The following is a 12,338-nucleotide window of genomic DNA, read 5'->3' on the forward strand; positions in this document are numbered from 1 at the left end:
GACCACGCGCCAGGCCAGCCTGGTATTCAGAACACCGACCAGCCAATGCGTGCGCTCAGCAACTCCAGCGCGGCCATGCCGGCCAGCGAGTTGCCCGCCGCGTTCAGCTCCGGCGACCACACGCACACGCTGAACTGCCCCGGTACGATGGCGACGATACCGCCGCCCACGCCACTCTTGCCCGGCAACCCCACCCTGTAGGCGAAGTTGCCTGCCTCGTCATACAGGCCACTGGTGGCCATGATCGAGTTCACCTGCTGGGTCTGGCGACGGCTGAGAATTTGCTGACCGCTGTGCTTGCAAAAGCCGTCGTTGGCCAGAAAGCAGAATGCCCGCGCCAGGTCCAGGCAGTTCATGCGCAGTGCGCAGTAGCTGAAGTAACTGCGCAGCACCGTTTCCACCTCGTTGTGGAAGTTGCCAAACGACTGCATCAGGTAAGCCATGGCCGCATTGCGCGCGCGGAACTGATACTCCGAATCGGCGACGCGGGTGTCGATCTGGATGTGCGGGTTACCGGACAGGCGCCGGACGAAATCGCGCATCGACAAGGTTGGCGCAGCGAAGCGCGACTGGTTGATGTCGCAGATGACCAGAGCCCCTGCGTTGATGAACGGGTTGCGCGGGCGCCCGCGCTCGAACTCCAGCTGCACCAGCGAGTTGAATGGCTGGCCGGACGGCTCATGGCCAAGCCGCTCCCAGATCGCTTCACCCGAATGGCCTATCGCCTGAACCAGGCTGAACACCTTGGAAATGCTCTGCACCGAGAACGGTTCCAGGGCGTCGCCTGCACAGTAGTGACTGCCATCGTTGCTGTAGACGGCGATGCCCAGTTGCTGGGCCGGCACGTCGGCCAGCGCAGGAATGTAATCGGCAACTTTGCCCGTGCCGATCAAGGGGCGTACTTGTTCAAGGATCTCGTTCAACAGCGTTTGCATGGCGGGCCCTGGTTCAGTCCCCCTCGACGACGGCGGGGGTCGCATTCTTGACGCCGAGTGCGTGAAGGAAATCACACATTTGGCAACAAACTCCCCCGCTCGGCGCCGTACGGCCTTCAAGGCCTGGGCTGCCGCCATGCTCAAGCCTGCATCAGCTCAATGCCTCACGGCTGTGCTGGCCGTCGACCAAGCGCTGCAGCCCCAGCGGGTTGGCATTTTTCAACGCATCGGGCAGCAGCGCATCGGGGTAGTCCTGGAAGCACACCGGGCGCAGGAAGCGGTCGATGGCCAAGGTGCCGACCGAGGTGCCGCGGGCATCGGAGGTAGCCGGGTAGGGCCCACCATGCACCATCGCTTCGCACACTTCGACACCGGTGGGGTAACCGTTGAGCAGCAGGCGCCCTGCCTTGCGCTGCAGCAGCGGCACCAGCGTGGCGAACTGCTGGAGGTCTTGCGGCTCGGCGATCAGGGTGGCGGTGAGCTGCCCGTACAACGCTTGCACGGCGCGGCGCAGCTCGGCTTCGTCGGCGACTTCGACCAGCACCGTGGCAGGCCCGAACACTTCTTCCTGCAGCAGTTCGTCACCGTTCAACAGCAGGCTCGCATCGGCCTGGAACAGCTGCGCCCGGGCCTGGTCGCCAACCTGCTCGGCACCGGCCAGGTGGCGCACGCCTGGGTGCTGGTGCAGGCGCTGCACGCCGCTGGCATAGCTGCGCAAGGTGCCGGTATTGAGCATGGTTTGCGCGGGCTGGTCGGCCAGTTGCGCAGCCAGCGCCGCAGTGAAGGCGGTGAATGCCTCACCGGCAATGCCAATGACCAGCCCGGGGTTGGTGCAGAACTGCCCACAGCCCAGCACCACCGAAGCCGCCAGCGCCTCGGCCACCTGCCCGCCGCGCGCGCGCAACGCCGCGGGCAAGACCAGCACGGGGTTGATGCTGCTCATTTCGGCGAACACCGGAATCGGCTGGGGGCGTGCTGCCGCCAGGTCACACAGGGCACGCCCGCCCTTGAGCGAACCGGTGAACCCCACCGCCTGGATGGCCGGGTGGCGCACCAACGCTTCACCCACACCGCTACCGTAGATCATGTTGAACACCCCGGCAGGCACGCCGGTCGCCTGCGCCGCCCGCTCGATAGCCTCGCCCACCTGCGCGGCCGTGGCCATATGGCCGCTGTGCGCCTTGACCACCACCGGGCAGCCAGCGGCCAGCGCTGCTGCGGTGTCGCCGCCGGCAGTGGAGAACGCCAGGGGGAAGTTGCTGGCACCGAACACGGCTACCGGCCCTACGCCGGTGCGGTACTGGCGCAAGTCCGGGCGTGGCAGTGGCTGGCGCTGTGGCTGGGCACGGTCGATGCGCGCCGCCAGGTAATCGCCGCGGCGCAGTACCTTGGCGAACAGGCGCAGCTGATTGCTGGTTCGGCCGCGCTCGCCCTGGATGCGCGCAGCAGGCAAGGCCGTTTCGCGGCACACCGTGGCGATGAAGCTATCGCCCAACGCGTCCAGCTGGTCGGCAATGGCATCGAGAAACTGCGCGCGACGCTCGGGCGCCATGCCGTTGTATTCGACGAATGCCGCTTCGGCCGCCTCGGCAGCGGCGGCCACCTCGCCAGGGGTGGCCTGGGTGAAGACCCCCGGCAAGGCTTCGCCGGTGCGCGCATCGAGGCTTTGCAGGTGAACGCTGCCAGCAGCGCTGCGCTGGCCGCCAATGAAATTGCTTGCAGACATGGTTGACTCCTGTAACAAGAAAGAAGGCCTGGCCCTCACAGGCTTTTCACCAGCCCCGGGCGAACCTGCCCGGGCGCTGCGGCAATGCCGTTGCGCAGCGGCTGGCCAAAGGCGTCGAGGCTGATTTCGAAGGTATCGCCCGGTCGGGCCTGCACGCCGTCGGCGAACGACAGTGTGGCGGTGCCGAAATAGTGCACATGCACATCGCCAGGGCGCAGGAACTGGCTGTATTTGAAGTGGTGGTACTCCAGGTTCTCGAAGCTGTGGCACATGTTCTGCTCGCCGGACAGGAACGGCTTGCTCCACAGCACCTGGCCATCGCGCAGAATGCGGCTGGTGCCTTCGAGGTGCGCTGGCAACGCTCCCAGGCGAAGCTCCGGGCCGAAACTGCAGGCGCGCAGCTTGGAATGCGCCAGGTACAGGTAGTTGCGCCGCTCCAGCACATGGTCGGAAAACTCGTTGCCCAAGGCGTAGCCAAGCCGGTACGGGGTATTGCCCGGGCCGATCAGGTACAGCCCGACCAGCTCAGGCTCCTCGCCGGCGTCTTCGGCAAAGGCCGGCAGCGGCAGGTCGGCGCCGGGGCGCACCACGATCGCGCCGTCGCCCTTGTAGAACCACTCCGGCTGCGCACCCTCCTCACCCGCTGGCGGCCGCCCGCCCGCCAGGCCCCACTGGAACATGCGCATGCTATCGGTCAAGGTACCTTCGGCCTGTTGCTGGTGCATTTTGTCGCGGGTGGCGGCGCTGCCCAGGTGGGTCAGGCCGGTACCGGTGACCAGGCAGTGCGCCGGGTCCGGGTGGTCCAAAGGTGGCAGCACACGGCCCTGGGCCAGCAAGGCCAGGTAGTCGTGCCGCTCACCCAGCCCAGCGGCCCGGACTTCACTGGCCAGATCGCGGCCGGCGGCAACGGCCTGCAAGGCCAGCTCACGGGTGCTGCTGACGCCCCGCACTTCAAGGGCGTACTCGCCTTCCACCACGCCCACATGGCGCGCGCCGGCGGCGCTTTCGAATTGAATCAGTCGCATGGTTGATGTGCTCGCTTGTCGGTTGCAAAGTTCAGCGGGCGCCTTCGGCGGCCCGCGTGGAAGCCAGGCGTTGGCGACGCTCCAGGCGGTTGTAGACGACGCCGGTGAGCAGCACGCCGAACAGCATCACCAGGGCAAGGAAATACAGCCCCGAAGACAATTGCCCGGTGTGTTCCTTGAGCGCGCCGATACCGAACGGCCCCAGGTAGCCGCCAAGGTTGCCGATCGAGTTGATCAGGGCGATGCCTGCGGCTGCGCTGGCACCTGAAAAGAACCGCCCAGGCAGCGTCCAGAAGATGGCCGTGCAGGAAAACAGGGCAAACGCCACCACGCACAGCGCGGCCAACTGCAGCACCGGCACCGTCAGCCAGGCACTGAGGAACAGGCCTATGGCGCCCAGCGCACACAGCAGGCCCAGGTGCCCGTAGCGGTCGTTTAGGCGGTCAGAGCTGCGGGGCATGATCAACAGGCCGATGATGCCGAACAGGTACGGCACCGCCGAAACGAAACCCGTGACCAGATCGCTGCCGCCAAACTGGTGGATCAGCGTTGGCAGCCACAAGCCGAGGCCATAGATGCTCAAGGTGACCGGCAGGTAGAACAGCGCCAGCAACAGTACGCGGCCGTCCTTGAGCGCATGCAGCGGGTTGCCATGGCGGGTCTGGCCAAAATCACGCAGGTCGTTGGCCAGTTGCTCCTGCAGCCAACTGCGTTGTGCCTCGCTGAGCCAGCGCACCTGGGCAGGCCCGTCCGGCAGCAGGCGCAAGGTAGGCCAGGCGAGCAGCACCGCCGGGGTGCCGATGCAGATGAACAGCCACTGCCAGCCATGCAGGCCGTAGCTGCCTTCCAGCCCCAGCAGCGCGCCGGAAAGCGGCCCGGTGATCAGCATGGCCAGGGGCTGCGAGAGGATGAAAAAGCCCAGGATCTTGCCGCGGTGCCGCACCGGGTACCACTGGGTTATGTAGTACAGCACCCCCGGAAAGAAGCCCGCCTCGGCGGCGCCAAGCAAGAAGCGCATCACGTAGAAGCCATTGGGCCCGGTCACGAAGGCCATGCCGATGGTAATTGCACCCCACGTCACCAGGATGCGGGCGAACCAGCGCCGCGCGCCAAAGCGGTCGAGCAGCAGGTTGCTCGGCACTTCGAACAGAAAATAGCCGATGAAGAACAGCCCGGCACCCAGGCCATAGGCTGCGTCACCCAGGCCGATGTCGGCGCCCATGTGCAGCTTGGCAAAGCCCACCGCCGAACGATCGACGTAGGCCACCAGGTAAAGCAGAACCAGAAAAGGGATGAGTTTCAGTGTGATCAGGCGGACAAGCCGCTGCTCCTGAATCATGGCGATGTCTCCAATTGTTCTTGTAATGAGCACAGCACCCGGCCGGGGCTTTTTGGCAGACCGCTAACCTGGCGACAGGATCATATAGTAATACTATTTGGAACAACAAGCCTTCACATGCGCGATTTCACGCAGTACAGTTAGGCAATAAACGACGAATAGTAATACTAATAAGGTCTCCCGATATGTCTGACGCCAAACGCCCCCTGCGCTCTGCCCAATGGTTCGGAACCGCCGACAAGAACGGCTTCATGTACCGCAGCTGGATGAAGAACCAGGGCATCCCGGACCATGAATTCCAGGGCAAGCCGATCATCGGCATCTGCAACACCTGGTCGGAGTTGACGCCGTGTAACGCGCATTTCCGCAAAATTGCCGAGCATGTGAAAAAAGGCGTGCTGGAGGCTGGCGGCTTCCCGGTGGAGTTCCCGGTGTTTTCCAGCGGCGAGTCCAACCTGCGCCCCACCGCCATGCTCACCCGCAACCTGGCGAGCATGGATGTGGAGGAAGCGATCCGCGGCAACCCGGTGGACGCCGTGGTGCTGCTGACAGGCTGCGACAAGACCACCCCGGCGCTGCTGATGGGCGCTGCCAGCTGCGACGTGCCGGCGATCGTGGTGACCGGCGGGCCGATGCTCAACGGCAAGCACAAGGGCAAGGACATTGGCGCCGGCACCATCGTCTGGCAGATGCACGAGGCCTACAAGGCCGGCCAGATCGACCTCAACGAGTTCCTTTCCGCCGAAGCTGGCATGTCGCGCTCGGCGGGCACCTGCAACACCATGGGCACCGCCTCGACCATGGCTTGCATGGCCGAAGCGCTGGGCACCTCCCTGCCCCACAATGCCGCCATCCCGGCAGTGGATGCCCGCCGCTATGTCCTTGCCCACCTTTCCGGCATGCGCATTGTCGATATGGTTCGCGAAGACCTGCGCCTGTCGAAAATCCTCACCCGCGAAGCCTTCGAGAACGCGATTCGCGTCAACGCCGCCATCGGCGGCTCGACCAACGCCGTTATCCACCTGAAGGCGATTGCCGGGCGCATTGGCGTAGACCTGCAACTGGAAGACTGGACCCGCGTTGGCCGCGGGACACCGACCTTGGTCGACCTGCAGCCATCGGGCCGCTTCCTGATGGAAGAGTTCTATTACGCCGGTGGTTTGCCCGCGGTCATCCGCCGCCTGGGCGAACATGGCCTGCTGCCCAACCCCGGCGCGCTGACGGCCAACGGCAACAGCCTGTGGGCCAACTGCCAGGCCGCGCCGTTATATGACGAAGCAGTGATACGCCCGCTGGCCAACCCACTGGTGGCCGATGGCGGTATCTGCATCTTGCGTGGCAACCTGGCGCCCAAGGGCGCGGTGCTCAAACCGTCAGCCGCCACCCCGGCGCTGATGCAGCACCGTGGCCGCGCCGTGGTGTTCGAAAATTTCGAAGACTACAAGGCACGCATCAACGACCCTGAACTGGATGTAGACGCCAATTCGGTACTGGTGATGAAGTACTGTGGGCCCAAGGGCTACCCGGGCATGGCCGAAGTCGGCAACATGGGCCTGCCGGCGAAGTTGCTGGCCCAGGGCATAACCGACATGGTGCGTATTTCGGACGCACGCATGAGCGGCACTGCCTACGGCACCGTGGTACTCCATGTGGCGCCCGAGGCCGCAGCAGGCGGGCCATTGGCCGCAGTGCGGGAAGGTGACTGGATCGAACTGGACTGCAAGGAGGGCCGGCTGCACCTGGATATCAGCGCCGAGGAACTGGCCGGCCGGCTGGCCGACCTGCAAGCCCCGCCGCAGTTGATCACCGGCGGGTATGCCAAGCTGTACCTGGACCATGTGATGCAGGCCGATGAAGGCTGCGATTTCGACTTCCTGGTCGGGTGCCGAGGGGCAGCGGTGCCCAAGCACTCCCACTGACCAGCCGCACCCCGCAATGAAGGAGCGGGCTCAGCCGCGAACACCGGCGAAGCCCGTTCCACCCACCACGCTGTTTCCCGCCGAACCAAGCCAAACTGCTGCGACCTCGCCAAAAGGCCGCCGCCCATTCACTGATGTTATGATGCTCCCCCCGCTTGAAGGACCACCCGCGCCCCCCATGAACTACCGCCAGCCCTCCACGCGCAAGAGCATGCACACCACTCTGGTACAGGACCTCGGCCTGCAGATCGTCTCTGGCCAACTCGCGCCCGGGCAGAAGCTGCCCAACGAGGCCAGCCTGTGCGAAAGCTACGCGATCAGTCGGCCCGTGTTCCGCGAAGCGATGCGTGCGCTGACTGCCAAAGGCCTGGTCGAAGCCCGCCCCCGGGTCGGTACCCTGGTGCGGCCGCGCCATGACTGGCACATGCTTGACCCAGACGTGCTGCACTGGCTGATGCAGGCCACGCCGCAGAAGGACTTTTTCAATACCTTGTCCAGCGTACGCTGGGTCATCGAGCCCGCTGCCGCCGCGCTGGCCGCCACCAACGCTACGGCCGAAGATGTGCAGTCGATCAGCGATGCGTATCAACGCATGGAGGCCGCGCGCACCCATGAAGAGCGGCTGCAACCGGACCTGGACTTCCACGCACGCATCGCCGACGCCACCCACAATGACCTGCTGGCCTACCTGTGCAACATGTTGTCCATGGCCCTGCGCGAATCGGTGCGCTATTCCAACCAGCGGCCAAACTTCGACCAACTCGCCCTGCCCCGGCACAAGGCCATTTTGACCGCCATCCAGAATGGCGACGCACTCGGTGCACGCCATGCCTCGCTGGTCCAGCTTGAGGATGCCCGCGTGGCGCTGAGCAAAGTATTGGGGCAGGACCCGACCAGCTAAGGCAGAAGGCCGCCGGGTGCTTATTGCAGGGCGGCCTTGGGGGGCACGGCAGACACCCCTGTTTCGGCTATCTGCCGCGCACGCATGCTGCCCCATGCCAAGGCACGAACCAATGAGCGCTTCGGCCAGCAGTCGTAGGCCTCTTCGTGCAATGCCATCCCAGAACGGGCATACACCCCCAGGAACATCTGCGTGGTCCCGCTGCGCGAAAGCCTGACCTGTACATCTATCCGGCTGCCGTCTGCCAGGGTCTCTTCATGGCTGCGATGGTTCAGCGCAGGGTCGACCCACGCCCAATACACGTTACCCCTCATCCGCATAGCGCCTCCAGCGATCGAAATTGGCTGTACCCCAAGCCGTGCGGCTTACCCTACTTTGGGATTAAACCGATCTAACTGGATCGACCGCCGAGCGTGCGTATGTGCTGCAATTATTTAGCTGCGTGCACGCTCAGCCCTGGCAACCTGCTGGAGGCCAATGATGAGCAAGATGTGAGAAAGATGAGACCAGGCGCGATGCCGCTGCGCTGAAGCAACTAAGCGGTCAACGCAGGCAGTTGGCTTGATAGCAGCTCAGCCGCCGTAGCATTGAGAATGGCTGGGCTCAGCTTGTCTCTGAGCACCCATTTGCAGGCCACGATCTCATTGCGAGCCACCGGTTTTTCCTGATCATCGACATGCGTAGTGAACACATGGTGAATGGTTGACCCCAGCTGAAGGGTGCACAGGTGAAAGAGACCGTGGCCTTCAATGGACGTTTCCTCTTGCAGCTCCCGCGCAGCCGCTGCAACAGGCGACTCGCCCGGTTCTATAGCGCCGCCGGGGAAGTTCCACTTCCCGCTTTTTTTCCGTACCAGCAAGATCCTGCCACTGCGCAGGCAGAGGACCGTTGCCCTGTCTTTGATCTTGGCTCCGCGCGCCTTCTTGTCCCGCATACACACACTCAGCTCGTCAGTAGGTCCATGTCCGTATCGTTGCAGCCAATAGAGACTTGCTTCCTGAAGACTCAATTCGGTGACGACTCGTTCACCCTGAACGGCACAAATCACAGGCTGAGCACGTTATTTTCACCTCATTTTCACGCTTGCAGAGGGACAATCTAGCCATCCCCATGTGAAACACCTCTAGCCCGACTAGCAGCGGGCTTTCTTTTGCCTGCAAGAAACACAATGGCTTTGGTGTCGAATGAGTAAAAGGCAGTGTCGACCATCAGTCTTGCAGTTTGGCTGAACCTGAGAGACAGGCGCTAACGACCGCAGTACACCACTGCGGCCGTATCGACGCTGAATAGGCTAGGATCTGCCGCGGATCGCTTCGAGGCGATCCCGGCCAGCCTGTGTGATGGCGTTCTCCCCTTCATCGCTGATGCGATACCGGCCAGACGCCATCTTGGCGATTGTGAACTGGACCAGACCGCTTTCGGATAGGGCTTCGCCCGCTTCGAAGCTCATCGCCTGTTCCAGGTCGAAGATTTTGATTTCTCCGATTTTGTAGCGGGCGAAGGCTACCAGAGCGTTATCCAATGCTTGTTGGCTGATCTTTCGAGCGACTTCCATTCGACCTCCCAGGTCATGAGAGTCCCGGTCCGTGGGATTGGCGACAACGCACCGGGGGGTTGTTGAAGGCGGACCGTACTATGCAACCAGGGAAGTCGCTACTGGCTTTCCATCCATGCTGGATGGGTGGGCAGGTCATGGAGCACAACGGGCCGTCACAGCAACACATCGGCTTTTTTGCCGAACGAATGCCTGTAGCCCCGACAGAACGCCCCCCACTCTTCGCTATCCCAGCCTGACCGACGCTTGACCTGCCGCAAGTCATGGCGGGCGGCCTGTTTGGCGCTGAAGCGCTTTCTGGCCTTTTCCAGGTCTAGCAAGGCGACAGCCACGCCTGGCGCCCTGAAATCGACGAAGACATGTTTCAGATACAAGCAACCGTGCTGCCATTTTCCGAGATTCAGCTTGCCAAGTGCTCGGCCATAGGCTTCAAGAATTTCGAGATAGCGATGATGCCCTAGCGTTTTTTCCAGCTGCCGGGCACGGAAGTCTTCGAGCGACACGTAGCCCTCCAGCGCCGCCGTGACCATGACGGCCTGCCACTCTCCCTGGTGTTTATGAATATGGCTGTACACAAGCTCGGGCGTACCAACCCCCAGCGCTGTGGCAGCACGCACAGCCTTTGCCTCGCGTGCAACGGTTGGGTGGCCGAAAGGGTGACGCAGGCTTCGATAGACATGCCCGACTTGCTGCTTTTTATAGAACGTCAGCCCACCCAGCTCCACCCGCAACACACCGCTCTCACCTCCCCTGCGGACATTAGGCGGCTCTACCCAAACGCCCGGAGCGTTGAGAACATCTGCCAGCAGTAACTCGCCAAGCTTCACATCGGTCGGATTTGCAGTCACGGAACACCTTAACGCCTGGCGCCAATTTGGCTGAAATATCTTGAAAACAACAGTGAAAGTATATGGAAATCGAAGGGAAATCAGGGTGGCAGAACTGACACAACACCTATCCATTCGGCCAACACTTACGAGCTGCGGCTGGAGAGCTCGTGGCCTGTGCAGCATGCGCTTGCTGGCGATGAAGCCAGACCCGGCCCTGGACATTGGATCGCGGCCAAATCACATCGTTCAGGTGGCGTGCCTATCCGATCCGCCTCGCATCGCGGCGCACGGCTTGCGGGGGCACACCAAAACCTCGGATAAATACCTCACGCATGTGTCGACGGTCCCTGAACCCGGTTTCCCTTGCCACCGTGTCCAGGCTGTGGCGACTCTGTTCGATCATTAGCCGAGCGGCCTCCAGCCGTAGGCTTTCCACCGCTTTTGCAGGGGACTGCCCGGTTTCGGCGGTGAACACCCGGGTGAATTGCCTTGGGCTCAGGTGCGCAACCTCTGCGAGCTCTTCAACACTCAACGCCCTGTTCAAATGCTTGCTTGCATAGTCCAGAGCGCTTTGAATGCGATCAGACTTGGGCGCCAGGGCAAGCAACTCAGAGTGCTGGGATTGCCCCCCCGACCGACGCTGGTGCATGACGAGCCTATGAGCTACCGATTTGGCAACCTCCGCCCCCAAATCCTTCTCCACCATCCCCAATGCCATGTCCAGACCTGCGGTCATTCCCGCAGAGGTCCAGACAGGGCCGTCCACAATGAAGATCCGATCCTCTTCCACCTCAATGCTCGGGTGCATGCTTTGAAGCGCTTTGGCATAGGCCCAGTGGGTAGTCGCGCGCCGGTTATCGAGCACACCTGCTTGAGCCAGGACGAAAGCGCCGGTGCAGATGCCCGCGATGCGCCTGGCGCTCTGGGCAAACCCCTGCACGCTCGACAGCACCTCGGCAGCGGGTGGCGTAAGCGGCGTGAGTGTTCCTGTGATCATCCAGCTATCTGCAAGCCCTGGGGCATCCAGTGCCAGCGTGTCGATGTGCATGCCCAGGGAGGACCGAATGATCCCGCCCGATACCGAATAGTTCTGGATCCGGTACACAGGCTCGCCCGCGACCAGGTTTGCGAACTCGAAAACCGCCTGGGTGGCCAGTGACATGACCTGAAATCCGTCTGTGACCAAGTAGCCGATTCGATGCATGACCCCGCTCCATTAGCAATGCCCTAAAACATGACTATAAGCGTCATTTAAGACAAATCTGTTTTTTTGCATCATGGCTCCACACCCAACCAACGGAGCTGGACCATGACCCAGGACTACAAAGGCACCGCCCTGATCACAGGCGCATCCACCGGCATCGGCGCCATATTTGCAGACCGCCTGGCCCGACGTGGCTATGACCTGGTACTGGTCGCCCGCAATCGTGACCGCCTGAACGCGCTTGCCAGCCGCATCACCAACCAGACTCAGCAGAGCGTTGAAGTCTTCCCCGCTGACCTGGCCAACGCAGCGGACCAGGCGCGGGTGGAACGTAAATTGCGCGAAGACGCCAGCATCAACCTGTTGGTCAACAACGCCGGCATCGGCACACACACCCGTTTGCTGGACAGCGACGTCGAGCGCATGGCCGAGATGATCAGCCTCAACGTTACTGCACTCACTCGGCTGACCTACGCCGCAGTTCCAGGCTTCATCGCTCGCCAACAGGGCGCGATCATCAATATCTCATCGATCGTCAGCCTGGCACCGGAAATGCTCAATGGCGTGTACGGCGCAAGCAAAGCGTACGTCACGGCCTTCACACAGTCACTGCACAAAGAGCTGGCAGAACAGGGGATCAAGGTTCAGGCGGTGTTGCCAGGCGCTACGGCTACCGACTTCTGGGAGATCGGGGGGCTGCCCGTCGAGAACCTTGATCCCAACATCGTGATGTCGGCAAGCGACCTGGTAAGTGGCGCCCTTCAAGACTTCGACAGCGGTGTGCTGATCTCCATCCCGGCCATGCAGGACATACAGCATTTCGAGCGGTACGAAAGCAGCCGCACGGCGCTGTTCGGACACCTCTCCAGCAACAAACTCGCCCCGCGTTATGGCGTTTGATCAC

General features: G+C 62.7%; 12 protein-coding genes. 3 read left to right on the forward strand and 9 right to left on the reverse strand.

Features of this window, described 5'->3' with window-relative positions; genetic code table 11:
- Window positions 1–26 precede the first annotated feature (26 nt).
- The 4 genes from glsB to DMX12_RS11775 form a co-directional block, all read right to left on the reverse strand.
- Window positions 27–935 carry a glutaminase B gene (gene glsB, locus DMX12_RS11760; protein ID WP_009685859.1) on the reverse strand — a complete coding sequence of 303 codons (909 nt, stop codon included), beginning with the start codon at window positions 933–935 and terminating at the stop codon, window positions 27–29.
- 151 nt (window positions 936–1,086) lie between these two features.
- Window positions 1,087–2,661 (reverse strand): aldehyde dehydrogenase (NADP(+)), encoded by a 1,575-nt coding sequence (locus tag DMX12_RS11765; protein WP_110677696.1) that lies wholly within the window; start codon window positions 2,659–2,661, stop codon window positions 1,087–1,089.
- A gap of 35 nt (window positions 2,662–2,696) precedes the next feature.
- Window positions 2,697–3,686: an AraD1 family protein gene (gene araD1, locus DMX12_RS11770; RefSeq protein WP_110677698.1), complete on the reverse strand. Its 990-nt coding sequence runs from the start codon at window positions 3,684–3,686 to the stop codon at window positions 2,697–2,699.
- Between the two features lie 31 nt (window positions 3,687–3,717).
- Window positions 3,718–5,025, reverse strand: a complete 1,308-nt coding sequence (locus tag DMX12_RS11775; protein ID WP_009685862.1) for an MFS transporter — start codon at window positions 5,023–5,025, stop codon at window positions 3,718–3,720.
- Between the two features lie 185 nt (window positions 5,026–5,210).
- Between DMX12_RS11775 and DMX12_RS11780 the strand changes: the two genes are divergently transcribed.
- On the forward strand, window positions 5,211–6,944 hold the full coding sequence (locus tag DMX12_RS11780; RefSeq protein WP_110677700.1) for an IlvD/Edd family dehydratase: 1,734 nt from the start codon (window positions 5,211–5,213) through the stop codon (window positions 6,942–6,944).
- Window positions 6,945–7,122: 178 nt separating this feature from the next.
- The gene (locus tag DMX12_RS11785; protein WP_110677702.1) at window positions 7,123–7,845 is read left to right on the forward strand and encodes a FadR/GntR family transcriptional regulator; all 723 of its coding nucleotides are present in this window, start codon (window positions 7,123–7,125) and stop codon (window positions 7,843–7,845) included.
- A 20-nt stretch (window positions 7,846–7,865) separates the two neighbouring features.
- Here the strand turns inward: DMX12_RS11785 and DMX12_RS11790 are convergent, their stop codons facing one another.
- The 5 genes from DMX12_RS11790 to DMX12_RS11810 all read right to left on the reverse strand — a co-directional run bounded on the left by DMX12_RS11790 (window position 7,866) and on the right by DMX12_RS11810 (window position 11,434).
- Entirely contained in the window at window positions 7,866–8,165 is a 300-nt protein-coding gene (locus DMX12_RS11790; protein ID WP_029884935.1) for a hypothetical protein, read from the reverse strand.
- 215 nt (window positions 8,166–8,380) lie between these two features.
- The gene (locus DMX12_RS11795) at window positions 8,381–8,779 is read right to left on the reverse strand and encodes an NUDIX domain-containing protein (protein ID WP_110677704.1); all 399 of its coding nucleotides are present in this window, start codon (window positions 8,777–8,779) and stop codon (window positions 8,381–8,383) included.
- A gap of 357 nt (window positions 8,780–9,136) precedes the next feature.
- Window positions 9,137–9,400: a hypothetical protein gene (locus tag DMX12_RS11800; RefSeq protein ID WP_009685869.1), complete on the reverse strand. Its 264-nt coding sequence runs from the start codon at window positions 9,398–9,400 to the stop codon at window positions 9,137–9,139.
- A 155-nt stretch (window positions 9,401–9,555) separates the two neighbouring features.
- Complete coding sequence (locus DMX12_RS11805; protein WP_255326929.1) at window positions 9,556–10,248, reverse strand: lipopolysaccharide kinase InaA family protein; 693 nt, start codon at window positions 10,246–10,248, stop codon at window positions 9,556–9,558.
- Between the two features lie 241 nt (window positions 10,249–10,489).
- Window positions 10,490–11,434 (reverse strand): GlxA family transcriptional regulator, encoded by a 945-nt coding sequence (locus tag DMX12_RS11810; RefSeq protein WP_110677708.1) that lies wholly within the window; start codon window positions 11,432–11,434, stop codon window positions 10,490–10,492.
- Between the two features lie 105 nt (window positions 11,435–11,539).
- Here DMX12_RS11810 and DMX12_RS11815 point away from each other — a divergent pair, with 105 nt between their 5' ends.
- Window positions 11,540–12,334 (forward strand): SDR family oxidoreductase, encoded by a 795-nt coding sequence (locus DMX12_RS11815; protein ID WP_110677710.1) that lies wholly within the window; start codon window positions 11,540–11,542, stop codon window positions 12,332–12,334.
- The last annotated feature ends 4 nt before the right edge of the window (window positions 12,335–12,338 follow it).

This window comes from Pseudomonas sp. MB-090624, from assembly GCF_003205245.1.
GTDB lineage: Bacteria > Pseudomonadota > Gammaproteobacteria > Pseudomonadales > Pseudomonadaceae > Aquipseudomonas > Aquipseudomonas juntendi.